The sequence below is a fragment of the Pseudomonas sp. NPDC087690 genome, from assembly GCF_044743175.1.
Lineage (GTDB): Bacteria > Pseudomonadota > Gammaproteobacteria > Pseudomonadales > Pseudomonadaceae > Aquipseudomonas.
On sequence record NZ_JBIUVX010000005.1, the window covers coordinates 109,460 to 129,737 of the forward strand.

General features: G+C 59.4%; 13 protein-coding genes. 2 read left to right on the forward strand and 11 right to left on the reverse strand.

Annotated elements, in window-relative coordinates; translation table 11 throughout:
- Nucleotides 1–32 precede the first annotated feature (32 nt).
- A complete protein-coding gene (locus ACIPIZ_RS09855) occupies nucleotides 33–497 on the reverse strand; it encodes a multidrug transporter (protein ID WP_122662299.1) in 465 nt (154 codons plus the stop codon).
- A 178-nt stretch (nucleotides 498–675) separates the two neighbouring features.
- Here ACIPIZ_RS09855 and ACIPIZ_RS09860 point away from each other — a divergent pair, with 178 nt between their 5' ends.
- Both ACIPIZ_RS09860 and ACIPIZ_RS09865 read left to right on the forward strand, forming a co-directional pair.
- Entirely contained in the window at nucleotides 676–3,501 is a 2,826-nt protein-coding gene (locus ACIPIZ_RS09860; protein WP_401165130.1) for an RHS repeat domain-containing protein, read from the forward strand.
- A gap of 169 nt (nucleotides 3,502–3,670) precedes the next feature.
- Nucleotides 3,671–6,520, forward strand: a complete 2,850-nt coding sequence (locus tag ACIPIZ_RS09865) for an RHS repeat-associated core domain-containing protein (RefSeq protein WP_401165132.1) — start codon at nucleotides 3,671–3,673, stop codon at nucleotides 6,518–6,520.
- An 82-nt stretch (nucleotides 6,521–6,602) separates the two neighbouring features.
- Here ACIPIZ_RS09865 and ACIPIZ_RS09870 read toward each other — a convergent pair whose 3' ends face one another.
- From ACIPIZ_RS09870 to ACIPIZ_RS09915, 10 genes are all read right to left on the reverse strand, one after another.
- On the reverse strand, nucleotides 6,603–8,054 hold the full coding sequence (locus tag ACIPIZ_RS09870) for a mannose-1-phosphate guanylyltransferase/mannose-6-phosphate isomerase (RefSeq protein WP_064393313.1): 1,452 nt from the start codon (nucleotides 8,052–8,054) through the stop codon (nucleotides 6,603–6,605).
- 216 nt (nucleotides 8,055–8,270) lie between these two features.
- Nucleotides 8,271–8,927: an alginate O-acetyltransferase AlgF gene (locus ACIPIZ_RS09875; protein WP_401165134.1), complete on the reverse strand. Its 657-nt coding sequence runs from the start codon at nucleotides 8,925–8,927 to the stop codon at nucleotides 8,271–8,273.
- A 14-nt stretch (nucleotides 8,928–8,941) separates the two neighbouring features.
- Nucleotides 8,942–10,117, reverse strand: coding sequence for an alginate O-acetyltransferase (locus ACIPIZ_RS09880; protein ID WP_401165136.1), 1,176 nt, complete (start codon nucleotides 10,115–10,117; stop codon nucleotides 8,942–8,944).
- A 10-nt stretch (nucleotides 10,118–10,127) separates the two neighbouring features.
- The gene (locus tag ACIPIZ_RS09885) at nucleotides 10,128–11,693 is read right to left on the reverse strand and encodes an MBOAT family protein (protein ID WP_105705580.1); all 1,566 of its coding nucleotides are present in this window, start codon (nucleotides 11,691–11,693) and stop codon (nucleotides 10,128–10,130) included.
- Nucleotides 11,694–11,884: 191 nt separating this feature from the next.
- Nucleotides 11,885–13,009: a mannuronate-specific alginate lyase gene (locus ACIPIZ_RS09890; protein WP_064393309.1), complete on the reverse strand. Its 1,125-nt coding sequence runs from the start codon at nucleotides 13,007–13,009 to the stop codon at nucleotides 11,885–11,887.
- A gap of 8 nt (nucleotides 13,010–13,017) precedes the next feature.
- Nucleotides 13,018–14,478, reverse strand: coding sequence for an alginate O-acetyltransferase (locus ACIPIZ_RS09895; protein WP_401165138.1), 1,461 nt, complete (start codon nucleotides 14,476–14,478; stop codon nucleotides 13,018–13,020).
- A 10-nt stretch (nucleotides 14,479–14,488) separates the two neighbouring features.
- A complete protein-coding gene (gene algG, locus ACIPIZ_RS09900) occupies nucleotides 14,489–16,060 on the reverse strand; it encodes a mannuronan 5-epimerase AlgG (RefSeq protein WP_064393330.1) in 1,572 nt (523 codons plus the stop codon).
- A gap of 26 nt (nucleotides 16,061–16,086) precedes the next feature.
- Complete coding sequence (locus ACIPIZ_RS09905) at nucleotides 16,087–17,568, reverse strand: alginate export family protein (RefSeq protein WP_064393307.1); 1,482 nt, start codon at nucleotides 17,566–17,568, stop codon at nucleotides 16,087–16,089.
- On the reverse strand, nucleotides 17,565–19,070 hold the full coding sequence (algK, locus tag ACIPIZ_RS09910; RefSeq protein WP_305889162.1) for an alginate biosynthesis TPR repeat lipoprotein AlgK: 1,506 nt from the start codon (nucleotides 19,068–19,070) through the stop codon (nucleotides 17,565–17,567). Before algK ends, ACIPIZ_RS09905 begins: the two co-directional genes overlap by 4 nt.
- A gap of 9 nt (nucleotides 19,071–19,079) precedes the next feature.
- Nucleotides 19,080–20,249 (reverse strand): alginate biosynthesis protein Alg44, encoded by a 1,170-nt coding sequence (locus ACIPIZ_RS09915; protein ID WP_105705589.1) that lies wholly within the window; start codon nucleotides 20,247–20,249, stop codon nucleotides 19,080–19,082.
- Between the last annotated feature and the right edge of the window lie 29 nt (nucleotides 20,250–20,278).

Here is a 20,278-nt window from a genome sequence, read left to right on the forward strand (position 1 = left end):
CATTCCTTGTGCAAAAAATCGGAGAAGGTCGATCAGTCGGAGAAACTGCCTTGCAAACGCTCGGCGCGAAACTCCAGGGTCTGCGGGCGATAGCCGGGGCGCAGCGGCGGCAGCGGCAGACAATCCTGCCAATTGCCGCCGGCCTGTAATTCACCGGGGCCGCGATAACGTGGGGCAGTGTACTGATTGTCGGCAAGGTTGACCGTATCGCCCGGCGCGTAGGCGGCGATGCGCCAGCGCAATTCGGTCAGCGGTACATTGTTGCCATTGTTCATTTTCAGCTGCAAGGGACGATCAGCCGGGCACTGTTCGGGCGCATAACTGATGCGCAACTCAAGCCGCGCCAATTGCTTGATCTCGCGGTTGTCCAGCCAGACGACCCACATCGCCACCAGACCGAGACCTATCGCGGCGGCCACCGAAACCGGCAAGGCCTTGGCCGGGTAGCGCAGTAACAGGACCAGCCAGGTGATGACCAGCAGGATGCCGATGAACATGTTCGAGTCTCCGCAATCACGTGAACTTCATCCTACCGAAGGGCAAAGCAAATGGACATGAACGCGAGCGGGATTTGCCGCCGGTCGGCACTGTCATTTCTGTCAGTAGCCTGAGCGTTGTCCAACTGCTCAGATGCTCTGCAGCAGTTGAAATCGACTTGTCCTGCGGAGTAGCGCTATGGATTTGCACTACAAAACTCCTCGACTCGTAGTGGTCGACCCTCGCGGGTTAACCATTTGCAGCCTCGATTACTGGCGTGCCGACGCCAGTCTTGCGGCGCAATCGCGTACCAGCCGAATGGTCTGTGACGAGGCCGGGCGCACGATCCGGCAGTGGGATCCGCGATTGTGGGCGCAGCAAGCCACCGACCCGCAAACACCGGCCAACCTGACGACGGTGTATGCCCTCAGCGGTCAGGAGTTGCGCACTGACAGTGTCGATGCCGGGACGCAAATCGAACTGCGGGGGCTCGCGGCTGAGGTGCTGATGACCTGGGACAGCCGCAGCAGTGTGCGTGAAATTGAATATGACCTGATGCGGCGTCCGCTAGCGGTGTTCGAAACTGCTCCTGCGCAGCCGCGGTCATGTGCCGAGCGTTTTGTCTACGGCGCGCCGGGTCAAGGCGAGCAAGCGCGAAACCAGTTCGGTCAGTTGATCCGTCACGACGATCCGGCCGGCAGCCTGCAGTTCAACCGTTTTGCACTCAGCGGCCATCGCCTCGAAAGCACTCGCCACTTCACGTTGCAACTGACCAGTGCGGACTGGCCCGAACCGATCGACGAGCGTTTGCAGTTACTGGAGCCTGGCGACGGTGCGGTCAGTAGTTGGTGTATCGGAGCACACGGGCAAGTACTCGAACAAATCGATGCCCGTGGCAATCGGCAGAGGTTCACCCAGACTGTCGATGGCCGGTTGCACGCTATCCGGTTGCAACTCAAGGACGAGCCCGTCGAGCAGGTTCTGGTCAGTGATATCCACTACAACGCCGACGGCCAGGTCGAGCGGGAAACGGCCGGCAACGGTGTGCGAACGAGTTTGCAGTACCGGCCGCAGGACGGTCGCCTGATGAATCGTCACGCGCGCAAAACTGGCGGTGTGATATTGCAGGATCTGATCTACGCCTATGACCGCATGGGCAACGTTGTCAGCATCAGGGATCAGGCAATGCCGATCCGCTATTTCGCCAACCAGCGTATCGATCCGCTCAGCGAGTTTGTCTACGACAGCCTTTACCGGTTGATCGTGGCGACCGGGTGGGGGACGGGTGCAGCGAGTCAGGGGGCGAGTACGCCCGGTCGTACTGACCCAGCGGCAGTCAGCAACTATCAGCAGACTTATCACTACGATACGGGCGGCAATCTGACGAAGCTGAATCATCTCGGCGGACAAGGCCAAGGACGTGAGTTGCAAGTTGCCCGTTACAGCAATCGCGGTTTGCCCTATCTCAACGGTGTGCCGCCCAGCGAAGCGCAGATCGCGGCGGCCTATGACATTCGTGGCAATCTGCTCGCGCTGGATCAAGGGCATAACGTGCAGTGGAACCTGCGTAATCAGTTGCAATCAGTCACCCCGGTGGAAAGGCGCGGCGGGCTCGACGATCGCGAAGTGTATGTGTATGACGCCAGTGGTCAGCGTGTGCGCAAGATCCGTTCGCTGCAGACTAACGCGCGCACCGTCATCAACGAAGTGCGCTATTTGCCGGGGCTGGAGTTGCGTACCGACAGTGCTGGCGAGGTAATGCAGGTCATTTCGGCACAGACCGGACTCAACAGCGTAAACGTGTTGCACCCGCAGGATCGACCATCTTCGGACAATGATGATCAGTACCGTTACCACTTCTGCGACCACCTCGGATCGGCCAGTCTTGAACTGGCCGAAGACGGGCGAATCATCAGTCAGGAAACGTTCTACCCATTCGGCGAGACGGCATGGAACCGGGAGTCTGAAGTCAGTTATCGAACGATTCGCTACTCCGGTAAAGAGCGCGATGCAACGGGTCTGTATTACTACGGCTATCGGTATTACATCCCGTGGTTACAGCGCTGGATGAACCCGGATCCCAAAGGCTATATCGATGGGAGCAACCTCTACACAATGGCACTGAACAACCCCGTTACCTATATCGATAGCGACGGAGCGGTTACCCGTAAACAGTTGGCCAATGGCTTGTGGGAACCGGTCATTGCCACAGCTTCCGATCGCCAGATCCCCGCCCTCGCATTCAAGGATAAAGGCGAACCCAATCGATTTGTACCTGCGATGGGCAACCCGACCAATATCGGCAAGGCATTGCAAGCACCCGAGTTCGGCAAGGTTGTGGTCGACACCAAGTATTTAGACCCGACGCCTGGACGTTATTCCAAAGCTGTCGTCAACGGCCTCAGTAATACCGCGGGCGGCGCCGAATTCATCTTCACGATGGATAAACTGGCTTACTCAGGCGCAAGCAGTGGTGCTTTCAACGCATTGAGAATTGTCGACATCGCTGCCGGCGAGATGCCTGATAAAGCCAACGCGGTCGCCGGCTATTGGGCACCTCAGGGGGGCTATGTCGATATCCCCGTCAATCCGTCCGGGGTCCAGCCGGATCACGTTTTCACCCCGGCCTTCAGTGGCTGTTCGCTGACGGTCGAGCAGTTGAACAAAAATGTGCTTCGAGTGCGTCATGTGGAAGGTGGCAAGGAAGATGCCCAGTTCAATAACCTGCCTCGTAGCGAACGTGGTTTGGGTCTCGGTGCTGCGATGGAGTACCCCGATTACGGTTTTGCCGTTAACGACAGTGGACAAATGCAGGAGTTTAAAAACGCTTTTGCATTCATGAAATTCGATCGAAAACTGCAGGCATGGAATATCCATTATCAGACCGTTGAAGGAACTGCCAGTATCACCCGTTATCAACCGGGCAAGAGAGGCTTGTTCACCAGAACAAATGCCAGTGTATCTGCGCATGCCTTTACTAAAATCCGCCAGTCGATGAGCAAGCGTGTGGCGATCGCGCGTTAACTGGCAAGGGTATGAAAAAGCGTTCGATATCGTCTTCATTGGCGCGGCAATCGAATGCGACCGTGGGTCGTAACTGTAATTTCTGACAGTAGGCATCCGGGCGTCCGAGCGGTTATATGTCTTCGCTGGGACGAAATGGCGCAGTCATTGAATGTAGGGTACGAGACATATGGGGGTCCATTACAACACTCCGACGCTTACGGCGAGCGACCCTCGTGGGCTTTTGATTCGCACGGTCGACTATTGGCGCGGCGATGGCGTCGGCGCCACTCAAAGTCGCATCCACCGCACCTTGCATGACATGCCCGGGCGCGCTGTTGCGCAGTGGGACCCGCGTTCGTGGGCACTGCAAATGTCCGACCCACAGACCCCGGCCACTCTGGCCACGGTTTACTCGTTGAGTAACCAAGTGTTGCGCTCGGATAACGTCGACGCTGGTACGCAGGTCGCGTTGTACGGTCTCGGCGGGCAATTGCTGCTTGATTGGGACAGCCGGGGAACCCGTCGTGACGTGGAATATGACGTATTGCTGCGACCGGTGGCGATCTTCGAAGAAACCGTAGCGACGCCGCGCCGGTGCGTCGAGCGTTACAGCTATGGCCAGCTCGGCGCCGGTGACCCGAACAGAAATCAGCTCGGCCAGTTAATCCGCCATGACGATCCGGCGGGCAGCGTGTTGTTTGAAACCTTTGCGATCAGCGGCCAATGCAACGAAAACACTCGCCACTTCACCCAGGATCCCGTCACCCCCGATTGGCCCGAACTGATTGAAGAACGTGCACGGTTGCTTGAGCCGGGCGAGGGCGCCACTAGCCGATGGCGCTTTGGCCCGCTTGCTCAAGTGCTCGAACAAGTCGACGCGCGAGGTAATAGGCAGGGGGTTGAACTGACAGTCGACGGGCGTTTGCGTGCCGCGCATTTGCAGTTGAAGCACCAGCCCGATAGCCGACCGATGGTCAGTGACATTCGTTACAACGCCGACGGGCAAGTCGAGCATGAGTTGGCGGGCAACGGTGTACGCAGCACATTGGCCTATCAGCCGCAGAACGGTCGTTTGACCAGCCGCAGTGCTAGCAGCACCAGCGGCCAGTTATTGCAGCAATTGGTCTACGCCTACGACCCGATGGGCAATGTGTTGAGCATTGAGGACAAAGCCCAGCCCATCCGATTTTTTGCCAACCAGCGCATCGAGCCGATCAGCCGATTTACTTACGACAGTCTCTATCAATTGAACGAGGCGAGCGGCTGGGAGGCGGGGGCGCGGAACCAGGGGCCGGAGTTTGCCGGTCGCGCCGATCCGGCGGCATTCAGCAACTACCGGCAAACCTATCGATATGATGCCGGCGGCAATTTGCTCGAGTTGACGCATGTCGGCGTTCAGGCGCACGGACGCCAAATCAAGACCGCCCGCTACAGCAATCGCGCTCTGCCTTGGTGCAACGACCTGCCGCCGACCGAGGAGCACATTGCAGCTGCCTTCGATGCACGCGGCAATTTGCTCGAGCTGGATCAACGCAGACGGGTGCGATGGAACATGCGCAACCAGTTGCAATCGGTGAGCCCGGTGGAGCGGATCGGCGAATCTGACGATCAGGAAACTTATCTTTACGACGCCGGGGGGCAACGCGTACGCAAGATCAGGTCTTTGCAGACTAATGCGCGCACGGTGCTCACCGAGGTGCGTTATCTGCCGGGACTGGAGTTACGTATCGACAGCGCTGGCGAGACACTGCAGGTTGTTTCGGTACAGGCCGGGCTTAACAGCGCCAGTGTCCTGCATTGGCAAACGCTGCCTCCGCCCGGTGGCAATGATCGCTATCGCTACACCTTCACCGATCATCTCGGCTCGGCCAGTCTCGAGTTGGGCGAAGACGCGCGGATAATCAGTCAGGAAACCTACTATCCATTCGGCGAAACGGCGTGGAGCAGCGAGTCCGAGGTCAGTTACCGTACCGTGCGTTATTCGGGCAAGGAACGTGATGCCAGCGGGCTGTACTACTACGGCTTTCGGTATTACATCCCGTGGTTGCAGCGCTGGATAAATCCGGATCCGGCTGGGGCCATTGACGGTCTGAATCTTTATCGGATGGTGCTTAACAATCCCGTAACGCTTGTTGATGGTGACGGTAGGAAACCACAAAAACCGGATGTGTCGTCGTTGCCACCGCCCCGTCCACCGCCACCACGGCCTGCCCCCCCGGCGCCGCCCGGTGCCGGCCCGATGGCTCCGCCTCGGCCTCCGCTTCCCGGCGCGGGCCCCATGGCGCCACCACGACCACCGCCGCCGGGATCGGTAGCGCAAGCCCCGAACGTGTTTCAGCCTGTAATCCTGGCTCCCGGGAAACAATCAGCCAACGTCGCTTCAAAAAGCTGGCGAACTCAAGACTATGTAGATCTTTCCCGTCTCGCGAAGACAGCGAATCAATTGTTTGGATTACAGGTGGGGGCGATCAATGTTGTCGATGTGACGCATGAACAGCTCACCGAAAAGATCCGTGAGATTCCCGGTAATGGCAGTATGTACTTCAATAAAGAAAATCTTGCCGCGAATCCTCCTGCGTGGACTTCGCCCAAGGGCGTTATCTATATGGGGGTCACTGCGCCGGATTATTCGGAAAATGGCCGGCTCAACGCCGACAAGATACGCTCAACGATCGTCCATGAAGCCATGCACTACCTTTCACATGCACATGTTGGCTTTCAGCCATTAACGGATACGAGCGTTGCCAATAGTAACTATGACGAATACATCGCCGATTTTTTTGCCTACGAAGTGTTCACTGCGATGTACCCGGGGGCCGAGTATCAAACGGCCTACTTCACCACGAATGTCGGGGGGGGACCTCAGCATTGGGGCGGAAACATGGCGAAATTCATGATCGATTCAGGTCATGTGACCAAGCAGGAATTGCACACAGCGTTCTTTAAAACCGGAAAGCTCAAGGCGTTGTCGAGTCAGCAGTTGGACAACTGGAAAACGTTCGCAAAGCAGAAAGCAAGGCCTTTGAAAATGGGCTGATTCGAAAGAAAAAGCCCCCGCCCAACCCACTGCGGATAGGGGACGCAGCGGGCTGGACGGGGGCTTCTTGTCTTGCTGAACGTTATTGCGCGATGGTTTTCACCGACACGCCGCGCTCGACCGGGGTGGAGCGACCGTAGATATCTTCGAAGCGTTCGATATCGTCTTCGCCCAGGTACGAACCCGACTGAACTTCGATGATTTCCAGCGGGATCTTGCCCGGGTTGCGCAGGCGATGCACCGAGGCAATCGGGATGTAGGTCGACTGGTTTTCGCAGAGCAGGAACACGTTTTCATCGCAGGTCACTTCGGCGGTGCCGCTGACCACGATCCAGTGTTCGGCGCGGTGGTGATGCATCTGCAGCGACAGGCACGCGCCCGGTTTCACTGATATGTGCTTGACCTGGAAACGCCCGCCCATGTCCACCGAGTCGTACGAGCCCCACGGACGGTAAACCTCGCAGTGGTTCTGGGTTTCGCTGCGGCCTTGCTCATTGAGCGTATTGACCATTTGCTTGACGCCCTGAACCTTGTCTTTGTGGGCGATCATCATGGCGTCTTTGGTCTCGACCACGACAATATTTTCCAGACCGATCACCGACACCAGTTTGCCGTTGCCGTGGATCATGCAGTTCTTGCTGTCCTGAATGACCACGTCGCCTTTGCTGACGTTGCCGTTGGCGTCTTTCTCGTTGACTTCCCACAGCGACGACCAGCAGCCGACATCGCTCCAGCCAGCGGTCAGTGGCACTACGCAGGCGCGCTGGGTTTTTTCCATCACGGAATAGTCGATGGAGTTGTCCGGGCAGCAAGCGAAGGTGGCTTCGTCGAAGGTCACGGTGTCATTGTCCTGCTCGCTGCGCTCAAGGGTCAGCAGGCAGGTGTCGTAGATGTCCGGATCATGCTTTTTCAGCTCTTCGAGGAAGCGGCTGGCGCGGAACAGGAACATGCCGCTGTTCCAGTAGTAACCGCCGGATTCGACGTACTCGGTGGCACGTTTGACGTCGGGTTTTTCGACGAAGTGCGAGACGCGGCTAACGCCTTCGGGCAGCAGCGAATCGCCGGTGGACTTGATGTAGCCGTAACCGGTTTCCGGTTTGGTCGCCGGCACGCCGAACAGCACCATTTCGCCGTTTTCGGCGGCGACGGTGGCCAGGGCCAGAGCGCGTTGCAGGGCTTTCTGATCTTCCAGCACGTGGTCAGCCGGTAGCACCAGCATCAGTTCGTCACGACCTTCATTGACCAGCATCATCGCGGTCAGCGCCACGGCCGGCGCGGTGTTGCGGCCGAATGGTTCCATCAGGATGCGCTGGCATTCGAGATTGCGATTGGCCAACTGCTCGTTGACGATGAAGCGGTGATCCTTGTTGCAGACCACGATCGGGGTGTCCATGCCTTCGAACACCAAGCGCTCGAGGGTCTGCTGGAACAGTGTGTGTTCGCCGGTCAGGGCGAGGAATTGCTTAGGGAACTGCTTACGCGAAAGCGGCCAAAGACGTGAACCGCTACCACCTGACAAGATCACCGGAATCATATTGTTTACTCCATAAAATCGATTGGTTAGAGGCACGAACGCTGTGTCGTTTCACTCTTGTTTTTGTTTCGTACCCGAACTGACAACCCGGTCAAGGGTGGGAGCGAGCCTGCTCGCGAAAGCGGCGTATCAGTCAACATTGATGTTGGATGTCAGACCGTATTCGCGAGCAGGCTCGCTCCCACATGGGGGGACTGCGTCAGTTCGGGAAATTTGTTAGCGGGTCGATACCGGGCGTTTCACCCAGACTGGCGACAGGCTGCTGCCGCTGCCGGTGACGTACAGCACCGCGGCTTCACCGCGTTCCAGGGCGACCGGTTTGACGTCGCCGACTTTCTTGTCGCCTTCGTACAGCGCCAGGCTGACTTTCACCGGGTTGATTTCACGCTCGCCACGGCCCTTGGCAGCCACGTTCGGCACCACGTCGGTCTTGCCGTCGGCGGTCTTCAGGGTCAGCGGCTTGTCGCTGAGGTTCTGCACGCGTACCAGGGATTTCTGCTTGTTCTTGAACGGCGGCTCTTCGATCAGTTGCGGCGCGCCGGAAGCGTTGTTGACCAGGGTGTAGTAATGGTCACCGGCGAGATTCACCGGCAGGGTCTGGCTGCCGACCTTGGCGCTGTAATCACCGCCCGGCATGAAGCTGAAGTCACTGCTGGCCAGTGGCGCAACGTCGCTCAGATTGGTGCTGCCGACAGTGGCGCTGACTTCAGCGTTGCTGGCGTTATAGACGCGCACAAAGGACGAGCCTTTCGGTGCGGTCGGGCCGTACAGCGCGGCGTCGCCACCGGCGAAGGCAGGCACGGAAAGCACGCTGAGGCCAGCAACCAGAGCGAAGCTTTTAGCGAGACGACGAGGAGTAGTAGTGAAAGTCATGGTGTACCTCTCTTTCAGTTTTGCGCCCGATCGGGCGTCTCGGATTTAGTGTTGATTGCTACGTTTTGTTGGCGTGCGCCGGCTTGTTTAAGCTCTGCGACCCACTGCGGGTCGGCGTCGCCGATTTCGTTGTTCACAGGCAGATAACGTTCAGGAAACTCCCAGATCAGCACCTGTGGCGGGCTGTTCTTGAAGTCATCGCTTTTCAGGTAGCTGAGCATCGGCAGGATCGGGCCGTGGCCGTCTTCGGCGTAGCTCACCACGTCGCTGTGCAGCGCTTGTTTCAGCGCACCGACGAAGTTCCAGTTGGGGTTGGCGCTGTAGCTGGTGCCGACCAGTGCCACCGGCACTTCGTTGCTGGCGAACAGCGCGTCGTCACCGGCAGGCTGCTCGCCGGCCGCGACGGTGTTGCGCTTTTGCAGCGGCTCTTGCGCCGGCATCAGGTTTTCAAACAGCGGATCGAGCGGCAGAAACAAGCGCAGATCGCCCTTGTGCGTAACCTTCTCCGCCGGGGTGGTGACGAAGCGCTGCGGCTCGCCACTGAGCGGGAACTTGTCGGCGATGGTTTTCGCCAGGGTGTTGGCAGCGATCTCGGCGCCTTCCGGCGTCCAGTGGGTGTCGGTGCGCAGGAACACTTGCTGACCATTCTGCTTGGCCTGTTGCAGTGGCTTGAGCAGGTCAGGGGCGAGGATCTTGTCCGCCGCGACGCGGTGGTGGAAATCCTCATAAAGGTTTTCGTGAATGCTCGCCGGTTTCACTTCACCCAGATGCTCCGGGTACAGACGAACCTTGGCCGGCACGATCGCCATCACCAGTTTCACGCCTTTGTCTTTCAGGGTCTGGCGCACGCCTTCGACCAGCGCGTAGTTGCCTTGCAGGTTCAGCTCTTCGTTGACGATCGGGTTGAATTCCTCATCGCTGTACAACCACTGATCGCGACCGAGCACCACGCCCGGACGACCTTCGTTGAACAGTTTGAAATCCAGCGCGGCCCAGAGGTTGGTGCCCAGACGCTTGATCGGGAATTCTTCGTCGTAATGGGTTTCCACAGCTTTGGTCCAGCGGCCGTTGAGCACCGTCGCATCGGCATTGGTGCTGAAGCCGAAGAAGCTGCGAACCGACCACACACCGAGGACCAACAGGGTCACCAGGAACAGGGCGATGTAGAAGATGCGTAATGAGCGGGTCATGTCAGATCCCTCAGAACTGGAAGTAAAGGAACGGCGAGAAGCTTTGCGCCGAGAGTTTGAGAATCGAGGCGATGAACAGCAGCAGGATCAAGCCGCGCATCACGTAGCGCGACCAGTCAGCGCTCCAGTAGGCCGGTTGCACCTGGGCTTCGACGCCGACGGTGTAGCCAGGCTCATGGATGCTTGCCGGGTTTTCGCCAGGCGCTGCCTTGATCATCCCCGGGGTCGCCGTCGCAGGGCCGTTGGCCTCGACGTTGACTTCAGGTTTGGTTTTGGCTGGTGGCTGATTGGTGTACAGATCGCGCAGACCGAAGAAGGCCAGCGTCACGTACGCCACGACCAGAGTCGCCACTTGCAGACCGGTGAGGCTGGCCTGATTGAGTTCCGACAACGACCATTCACCAAAGCTGAACATCGCGCCGTACATACGACCGGCAACGTGCAGGTTCTCGGCGCGGAAGATCACCCAGCCCATGACCACGAGCAGGAAGGTCAGCGCCCAGCGGATCGGGTTGAGGCTGCGCGGCGAGGTGTTCAGGCCCAGCGCTTTTTCAATCGCCAGCCACATGCCGTGCCAGGCGCCCCAGACGATGTAGGTGATGTTCGCGCCGTGCCACAGACCACCGAGGAGCATGGTCAGGAACAGATTGCGATAGGTCATCAGCGTGCCTTTACGGTTACCGCCGAGGGTGATGTACAGGTAGTCACGCAGCCAGGTCGACAGGCTGATGTGCCAGCGACGCCAGAACTCGGTGATCGATTGACTGATGTACGGCTGTTTGAAGTTTTCCATGAAACGGAAACCCATCATCAAGCCCAGACCAATGGCCATGTCGCTGTAACCGGAGAAGTCGAAATACAGCTGCGCGGTGTAGGCCAGCGCGCCGAGCCAGGCATCACCCGTAGTCGGGTTTTGCAGGGCGAAGCAATGGTCAGCGACCACCGCGAGGGTGTCAGCGATGAAGACCTTCTTGATGAAACCCTGCATGAACCGCGTGCAGCCCTCGGAGAACTTGTCGAGGGTGTGCGTGCGGTTGTTGAACTGGTCGGCGAGGTCGCGGAAACGCAGAACCGGGCCGGCAATCAAGTGCGGGAAGATCGCCACAAATGCCGCGAAGTCGATCAGGTTGCGCGTGGCCGGGGTGTCGCCGCGATACACGTCGATGATGTAACTGATCGATTCGAAAATGTAGAACGAGATACCGATCGGCAGCAGCACGTGGGTGAGGATGAACGGCTCAAGACCGACCGATGTCATCATCGCGTTGATGCTGTCGACGCCGAAGTTGGCGTACTTGAAGTAGCCGAGGATGCACAGGTCGACTGCGACACCGAGCAACAGCCAGCGCTGCGCCGGTTTGGTTCGTACGCCGGCGGCACCGACTTTGAGGCCGATCCAGTAGTTCCACAGCGTGACGGCGGCGAACAGCGCGAGGAAGTCCACACGCCACCAGGCATAGAACACGTAGCTGGCGATCAGCAGCAGCAAATTGCGATAGCGTTGCCCGCTCAAGTAGTACAAGCCGAGAAAGATCGGCAAGAACAGAAACAGGAACACGTTGGATGAAAATACCATCCCGATCTCTCCATGTTTGAACCAACAGTCAAGGGCCAAAGCCCCCCCAAACCCCCCACGAAAAACCGGCGGGCTATGTGATCGTTCCCACGCTCTGCGTGGGAATGCCTCTTGTGACGCTCTGCGTCACGTTTTGGGACGCAGAGCGTCCCGTGCTGCATTCCCACGCAGAGCGTGGGAACGATCAGCGACTAACTGCCTTTGTTGCCCTTTTCATGGGATGGGTCATAGACCTTGGTCAGGTCGCCGCCGAGGCGGAAAGTCTTGAACGGCTGCATGCCGTGCTTCTTCTCGATGACATCCGGCGCACAGGTGTAGAGCGTGCAGAACGGTTCGAGCCAGGCGAATTTCATGTCCTCTTTCAGATCGGTCATGTCCTGCTCTTTGCCGTTCTTCTTCTCGAATTCATCCGGGTCTTTCACCCCCGCCAACACCCGATCACCGAGTCGCTTCAGCGCACCGTTGTTTTCCTGACGCAAATCGACCCCGTTGACCTGGGCGAAACTGGCGATCATCGCCAGCGGCGGCAGGGCGTAGTTGTGATAGGCGAGGGCGCGTTGCTGGCGCTTGAGTTCGTTCGGCAGGAAGCCGTCGGCGTCGACCTGATTGACGCCAACCTTGTATTCCTTCACCGCCCAGTCAAACAGGTCGCGGCGGTTGGTCGCGACCGACGTCGCCATCACCGACCATGCGGCCCAGTACGAGTGGTTGTTGGTTTTTTCCAGCGGCAGATTGTCCCAGTCGCTGACCACCTGATCGGCCATTTTGCTGAACCACGCCTCGATCAACTGCGCTTCCTGCTGATGCTGGGCCAGCGGATGCGAGTCGGAAAATTTCAGGCGGATGTACGAAGAGGCCATGCTGCCCAACGCCCATTTGCGCATCGACTTGCCGGTGTGGTTGAAGTCTTTCGACATCAACGCATCGGCCTTGGCCCACGCGGTCAGCCAGTTCAGCGTGCAGTCGAGCTGTTCCGGACGACCGTCGCGCATGAACTGCATCACCCGTTTGGCGGTGCCGCGTTCCAGCGTGGTGATGTCTTTGGTGGTGTCGCGAAAGGCCTTTTCCGACTGCACGTTCAGCGTCGCGCGGGCCTTGTCCGAACCTTCGTATTTGCTGCGAAATTGCAGCGGCCCGGTGTACGGCGTCGGCATCGCATCGCAGCCTTCGCTTTTGTCACCGGTCTTGAATTTATCCACAGGCGCGAAATAGCCCTGAGGTGGACGCAGTGGCGCGGCGGCCTGCGCGGTGCCGGCGAAGATCGCCAGCCCGAGCAGCGTTGGCGCTAAAAGAGTTTTCAGTTTCGAGTTTCGCATAGCAGACCTCATTGCCCGACCTGAGCGGTTTGTTGCCCAGCGCCCGGGAATACGTTGCGTTTGCAGATTTTCGCTTCGACTTTCTGTGGCGCGGTACCCGCTTCCGGGCCCTGGACTTCGACCGCCAGCAGCTTTTGCGAGGCCCAGTCTTCGTCCGTGAGCAGCTCAAAGGCGTAACGACCGTCGGTGTCGGAGGTTTCCGGTTTCTCGATCTTGATGTCCTCGTGGCGACCGTTCATGTACCAGAGGGTGGCTTGCAGGGTTTTCACCGAAGGGTCGGCGAAGCGGATGTCGACCTGATGGCTGCTGTTCTGCAGGTTCAGGTTCTTGCTGTTGACCAGCAGTTCTTGTTTGCTGCCCGGCTTGAGCGTGGTGCTCGCGGACATTTGCGCGTCTTTGCCTTCGCAGCCGTTGTCGAGAAGAGACATCATCTGGCGATAGATGGTTTCCTGATCGAGGCGGTACAGCGGCGAGAATTCCCAGATGAGAATCTTCGGCGGGGTCTTCTGGAATTCGTCGCTGCCGAGGTACTGCAACATCGAACCTTCCAGGCCACCGCCGGGGAAGGCGACGTTGAGAATGTCAGCGCCGATGGCCTCTTCGAGGAAACCGGCGAAGTTGTAGTTCTTGCCGCTGTGCGAAGTACCGACGAGGGTGATTTGCGGGTTGCCGGAATCACCGAACAGATCGCCGTCACCGGCCTCGCCCTTAGGCTCGGTGGTGAACTGGTCCATGTACTGAATCGCGTAACTGGTGCCACAGAGTTGCCCGGCCATGTTGTGCAGGGTACCGGTCTTGCCCATGCGTCCGGAGCGCTTGGTCTCGAATTCACGCTTGGGCACGTCGGCGAAGGCCGGGATCTGCTTGACCTTTTCAGCGACGATTTTCGCCGTGCGCTGCGCACCGTATGGCGTCCAGTGCTGGTCGCCACGGAAGTAGAAATCGTGGGCGGGCAGGGTGTCCGGCAGCGATTCGTTGGTCAGCGGCGACAGGTCCGGCACCACGTAACCCATCTTGGCGAAACGGCCGAGCATGGTCTTGTAGTTGCCCAGCGCTTTCTCGTAATCGAACGCGGCTTTTTCCTGCGGGTTGAGCTTGTTGCGGTTCACCAGGCCACGGGTCGGCTGGTAGACGATCACCAGTTCGACACCTTTGGCTTTGAACGCATCGTGCAGCTGTTGCAGGCGTTTGTAGCCGGCCGGGGTGGTGTTGAATTCGGTGCGCAAATCTTCCTGCGTCCGGAACAGCCAGTCGCCTTGCGCCTGCACCAGGGTGGTGAAGTTCTGCTGATAACGCGTGGTGTAGTTCTTCGCGTCATGCGCCGCCGGGCACAGGTTGCAGCACGGTTCGGCGCTGAACTTTGGCGGCGTCGCGCCAGCTGCGTCATCGGCACGGGCGCCGTTACTGGCCGCGAGAATGCCCACGGTCAGGGCCGACAGGCTGAGTAATCTGATCAAGTGTGGGTGCATAAAATTATCCTCAGTCCTGCATTTCGGTCTGGCGTTCGACAGGGTCGATCAGCACGGCTTTCTGCTGGCGCACCAGCAGGTCGAGAATTTCATCCTGGCGCTCGCCGAGGATGCCGTTGAAGCTGATGCCGCTGGATTTGGTCGGCGCCAGCATCGACACGCGATACAGCTCGACACTCAACGGTGAATCGATCGACAGCGGTCCGCTGCCGTTGGCCGCCAGTTCACCGCCAACGACGATCAGCGACACCTGCGCATCGAACGGATCGAGCTTGATGTCACGGTCGGTGTCGGTCAGATCTTTGATGTGGCCGTAGACGCCGGTCAGACCGTTGGCCATGGCAACGTTTTCGTAGAGGCGGATGTTCACGCTGTTACGAATGCGAATGCCGTGGCGCTTGTTGCTGATGACCTTGTTGCCCCACAGCAAATTGTCGGCGGACTCGTAGAGGGTGATGCCGTCGGTGTGGTTCTTGTAGATCTCGTTGTAGGCAATGATGTTGTTGACGCTGTTACGGTCGATCACCAGGCCCGAGAGGTGGTTGTCGAAGCTCTTGTTGTTGAAGATGAAGCTGTCGTTGACCTCACGGGAAATAATGATCCCGTGCTTCTTCTTCGTACCGTGCACGGTGTTCTCGGCAATGATCAGGCCGTGGGAACGGTCGTGCGGGTCGATGCCGTAGACGATGTTGTCTTTGTAGGTGTTGCCCTTGACCACAAAGTCGCGGGTCTCATAGCAGTAGAAGCCGTACCACATGTCGGAGAACTCGGAGCCGACGATCCAGCCGGTCGGTTCAGGTCGCTTGAGCACCTTGGCCATGTTCGGCGTGTACTGGGAAATACTCACCCCGTAAGACTTACTGTTGGCATAGCCGAAACTGGCCATTTTGCTGTTGACGATGTAGGTCTCGGTGCCACCCCAGGCGAGCAGGAACGGACGGAATTCCTTCGGCGAACGGAAGGTTGCCGGGCCGTTTTCCTTTTCGCGCCAGCCGGTGACTTTGGTGTCACGCACGAACAGTTGGCCGTCGTTGACCATGAACGCACCGGCCTCTTGCGACAGGCGCAGTTCCTGGGTCTGGCCGTCGATTTCGAGGATGCCTTTACGGCCCACAACGATCGGCAGCTTCGACAGGTAGACGCCCGGCGCGGTCTCGCTGAAGTACTGCTTGGGCAGTTTCTTGGCCAAGTCCTTGAGGTTCATGTAACCGTCGTCGACGAAGATCGCCTGCGGGATGCCGTGCTGACGCACCACCCATTCGGCCATCTTGTTGTCGCCGCCGATGAAGTCCTTCAACGCGTCTTCCTGCATCATCCGGCGCACGCTGATCTTGCCCGGTTTGCTGCGGTTGATTTTCGCCGCAGCGGCTTCGGCGGTGTAGCCGGAAATGTCCGGCAGTTTCGGCGCGGCCAGATTCAGCGCCTCGGTGGGTGCGCTGCTGACGGTATACGTCTTGGCCTGCTGCAGCTCCTTGGCCGTGGTCGCAGGCTTGGCCGGCTCCACATTGGCGAAGGCGCCAGCGCTGGCCAGCAGCATCGCGCCGGCCAGCAGGCTGAGTGAGCCTATCCTGGTGCTGATCATGTCGGGCACTCCCTTGGCGGTTTGCATCAGAAGCGCCAGATCACGTCGATGAACGCGCGGTGCATGTACGAATCAACCTGCTTGCCGTAGGCATCGCCCGGTTTGAACACACCGCCACGGAAACGCACGAGGGCCGAAGGCTCGTCGATCGACTGGCTCAACGCCGCCGGCAACAGGCCTTGCTTGAAGTACTTGGTGACGACCAGATCCATCTCCTGACCGAGGTCCTTGTTGCCGTCTTCAAGCGGCAGCGAGGTGCTGGAAAGGATCGCGCCGGTGGCGTCGTCGGTGTTGTTTTCCACCGCGTTGATACCGTTGCTGCCGACTGGCTTGTTGCCGTCGACACGCCAGAACTTGTGGTAGATCAGGCTGGCGTCGTACTCGTCGTTGACCATCCACGAACCGAACAGCGTTGCGGTCTGCATGTTGTTCATTTCGCCACGGAACGCTTCGCCGAAACGGTGCACCCGCGAGCGCGTACCGGTGTAGTTGGAGCGGTTGCTCTCCAGACCGTTTTGCTCGTAATCGGCGCTGGCGCGGGCATAGGCGCCGCCGACTTGCCATTGCGGATCGAGGCGCAGACGCACACCGATGTCAGTAGCCCAGCCGTTGACGTCATCGCTGCGCTTGGCTTGCGCCGGGCGCGAACCATCGGCGTTCAGCGCGTTGACCGTGTCGCGGTCGCCGCTCATGCCGGTGATGCTGCCCCAGTAGTTGACGGTGTTGGTGTTGCGCCAGTTGTAGGCGTCGCTGTCGGCAGTCAGGCCGATCCAGCTGATGTCACCGTTCTCGGTCTTGTCCAGCGAGTCGCGCGGAACACCGGGTTCGGCGTAATCGAGTTTGCCGTCATCGTGGGTGTGGTGACCACGAATGCCGACCCATTGCCCCGGTGTCCACTGGTAAGCGGCATCGGCGTAGGCGTGCAGGCGATCCTTGTCTTTCGGCGCCAGCTCTTTGAGGTCGGTGCGGTATTCGCTGAAGCGTTCGGCGACACCGGCGTTGGCGCGCAACAGGGTGGTGTCGAAGGTCCAGTTCAGCGCTTCGATGTTGGTGTCGCGCCATTGGCCGTCGTCATTGCGCAGGCGCTGGCGACCGAACTTGAGCATCTCGCCTGGGTACGGGGTAAGGCCGCTGTAGCCGACCCAGAACTCGCGCATCGCCAGGTAGTTTTTCTTGGTTTTGCGATCACTGTTGTCGGTGGCTTGTTCACCGTCGGATTGTTGCAGGGTGTCGGTTTCGATGATGTCGGTCGAGGTCACGGCCTGGCCCATGGCGTAGGCGCTCCACGCGCCGCTTTCGCCGTAGATCCACGGGCGCAGGTCGAGGCCGACGCCGTTGACGTCGCCGCCGCTGGCGGTGCCAAGATCGCGGTCGTCTTCGGACTGGCCAGTGACTTTCACTTCGAGGCCGAAGTTCTTGGTTTCAGTCATCGCGGCCAGTGTCGGGCAAGACCAGATCAGCGCGAAAGTGAGGCCAATACCGGCCTTCACGAATGGATTCAACTTCATAATTTTTCCTCGCCGTCTTCTTCTTGCAGGGCGTGCAGTTGCAGCGTGTTCGGGTTCAGAGCGCCACGGCTGGCTTGCTCCTGTTGCAGCAGACGCTGGGCTTCGGCGAGACGCTCGGGCGGCAATTGCGCGGCGAGGGTGGTCGCCAGCTCATCGGCTTGCGGAGTGTTTTGTGCCTTGGCCAATTGGCTGAACACGTAGGCGTTGAGCGGGTCGGGTTTGGTGCCCTTGCCTTGGGAAAACAGTTGCGCGATGGCGAAGTCGGCGCTGTTCTGGCCGTTGCGCGCAGCGGTCAGCAGATGGTCGAGTGCCTTCTGCGGATAGACCTTGCCGAGGTAGCCACGGCGATAGATCTGGCCGAGGTAGTAGTCGGCGGCGACTTCACGGCCGACGGCTTTCTGGAAATGTTCTTCAGCGACTTTGGCGTCGGCCGGGACCATTTTCCCTTCGTAGTAGAGCTTGCCCAGCAACAGTTCGGCGCGCGGCTGGTCGGCGGCGCGGCCGTTGTCGAGGTACTTCATCATCTGATCGACGTCGCCCAGTTCCGGGTAGTCGTAAAGCAATTGCGCGAGGGTCACCCACGACGCCGGGTAGCCCGGAGCGATTGGTTCAAGCAGCGACTGCGCGGTTTTTTCGTCAGGCTTGCCCAGGGTCGAATCGGCCAGTACACGGGCCACGGAATCAACGCGTTGCGCAGTGACGGTGCCACGGGCGTAACCGGCCTGCATTTGTTTGATCAGCTCGGCCTGTTGCTCTGGCTGCGCGCGTTTCTGGTACACGGTCGCCAGTTCGACGTAGCAAATGTCGGTGGTGTTCAGCGCGGCTTTGCAGATCTTTTCCACGTCATCCAGGTGCTGGTCGTAAGTGCCCTGAGTGCGATACAGCAGCACCTGCGCCAGACCTGCTTCCGGGTAACCGGATTTGCGCCACTGATCGATCTGCTGCTGCGCGTTGATGTTGGGGAAGCTGTGCGGGTATTGCAGGTAGAGCATCGCCAGCGGGATCAACGTGTTGCCTTCGCCATTGGCGGCGGCTTTTTTCAGCAGGCTTTCGGCTTCCTGATGCTCGGCTTCGGTGGAACCCGGTTTGGCCACCAGCAGACGGCCAAGACGTGCCTGCGCACGCGGCGAAACACTGGCGGCAGCGCGATAAGTCGCTTCGGCCTGTTTCATTTGTGCAGGGTCGCGGCTGTCGACCTGGATATCGGCGAGGCCGACTTGCGCTTCGCTGTAACCCAGATCGGCCAGTTGCTGATAGTTCTGCGCGGCGGTGGCGGTGTCGCCACGCTTCAGCGCTTCGTTGGCCAGACGCTGATCGGGCAGGCCGGCGCAACCGGCCAGGCTCACCGCCAATGCCAAGGCACACACGGTCCCCATGTAGGAGTGAGCCTGCTCGCGATTCAGGCAACTCGGTACATCAGACAAACCGCGGCGCTCCCATCGCGAGCAGGCTCGCTCCCACAGGGTTGGCGGTGTGTTGAAGATAGGAGTAGTCACAGGCATGTCCTCGACTTAAAGACCGGCAGCCATGGCTTTGTCGATCAGCCAGTTCAGGTTCGGGCCACGGTCGCTGTTCACTTCCACCGGACGGCCGGCGAGGCTGCTGTCGAGCGGCTCGTCAGGCTGGATCTGCACGCGGATGTCGGAGGACAGGTCGGCGCTTTTCAGGCTGGTGCTGCTGACGATCTTGCCGGTGCGGGTCTTGTCTTCGCCGGCGATCTGGAAGCTCACCGGGGTGCCCGGACGCACGTCGCCGAACTGGCGATAAGAGAAGCGCGCATCGACGGTGGCCTGGGTGTTGCGCGGCACCAATTGGAAGATCACATCACCTTTGCTTGCGTACTGACCGTCCGCCACCAGTTGCTGGGCCACGGTGCAATCGCACGGCGAAGTCAGGGTGCCGGTCATTTGCTTGCCGAACAGTTCTTCAACCTTGGCCGGGGACAGTTGATCTTCTTCCAGATGGCCTTTGAGCACATCGAGCATGCTGGTGCTGAAGGTCGCCAGTGGCGCGCCTTTGGCTGCTACGCCGTCGGACTTGACCAGGCTCTGCACGGTGCCGTCGCGCGGCATGGTGATGTTCATCCCCGGTACGCTGACCAGACCGGCCTGCGCGTGGCTGACGAAGTACATGCCGTATACCGATTTGAAAATGAACCCCGCCGCGACCAGACCGACCGCGAAGATACCGGCGCTGAAGGTCACTGCTTTCAGGCGCCCGAACGGGGTCATGCCGGAGCCGCCGTCCTTGACCTTGCGCGCTTTGGTGAAGTTGTCGCGCTGCAGGGTTGCCAGTACTTCGCCGATGCTGACGATGTCGCCGGCCAGGTGCGAAGTGATCAAGTGGCGCAGGGTGGAAATGTCCTGCGGCTCAAGGTTCTGGAACTGGCAGCCGGCGCGGCCGGTCTGGCGGTCGAAGGAACGTACTTGCAGTTCAACGTCCATGGCGATGCCGAGGTTGTCGATGACGAATTGCAGACGCGCCTTGTACACCTGGCCAATGGTCAACTGAAGTTGCCCGGCGTTGAACGCCAGACCACCGGCAGACAGGTCGATGACCCGCGCTTCGACCGGCGTCCGGTCTGGACCGAAGAAGCGCAGCTTGGCCGGGATTTTCACGCGGGCGTGTTGGCGCTGGGCTTCGGATTCATGCACTACGTTGGCGTTGACGGCGGTATTCATAGGGGCGATTTCCTTGTTAATTCAATAGG

Coding starts and splice junctions, on each gene's coding strand:
- ACIPIZ_RS09865 (WP_401165132.1), top strand. CDS start 3,671: ATGGGGGTCCATTACAACACTCCGACGCTTACGGCGAGCGACCCTCGT.
- ACIPIZ_RS09885 (WP_105705580.1), bottom strand. CDS start 11,693: ATGGTATTTTCATCCAACGTGTTCCTGTTTCTGTTCTTGCCGATCTTT.
- ACIPIZ_RS09895 (WP_401165138.1), bottom strand. CDS start 14,478: ATGCACCCACACTTGATCAGATTACTCAGCCTGTCGGCCCTGACCGTG.
- ACIPIZ_RS09860 (WP_401165130.1), top strand. CDS start 676: ATGGATTTGCACTACAAAACTCCTCGACTCGTAGTGGTCGACCCTCGC.
- algG (WP_064393330.1), bottom strand. CDS start 16,060: ATGATCAGCACCAGGATAGGCTCACTCAGCCTGCTGGCCGGCGCGATG.
- ACIPIZ_RS09890 (WP_064393309.1), bottom strand. CDS start 13,009: ATGCGAAACTCGAAACTGAAAACTCTTTTAGCGCCAACGCTGCTCGGG.
- ACIPIZ_RS09870 (WP_064393313.1), bottom strand. CDS start 8,054: ATGATTCCGGTGATCTTGTCAGGTGGTAGCGGTTCACGTCTTTGGCCG.
- ACIPIZ_RS09855 (WP_122662299.1), bottom strand. CDS start 497: ATGTTCATCGGCATCCTGCTGGTCATCACCTGGCTGGTCCTGTTACTG.
- ACIPIZ_RS09905 (WP_064393307.1), bottom strand. CDS start 17,568: ATGAAGTTGAATCCATTCGTGAAGGCCGGTATTGGCCTCACTTTCGCG.
- ACIPIZ_RS09915 (WP_105705589.1), bottom strand. CDS start 20,249: ATGAATACCGCCGTCAACGCCAACGTAGTGCATGAATCCGAAGCCCAG.
- algK (WP_305889162.1), bottom strand. CDS start 19,070: ATGCCTGTGACTACTCCTATCTTCAACACACCGCCAACCCTGTGGGAG.
- ACIPIZ_RS09875 (WP_401165134.1), bottom strand. CDS start 8,927: ATGACTTTCACTACTACTCCTCGTCGTCTCGCTAAAAGCTTCGCTCTG.
- ACIPIZ_RS09880 (WP_401165136.1), bottom strand. CDS start 10,117: ATGACCCGCTCATTACGCATCTTCTACATCGCCCTGTTCCTGGTGACC.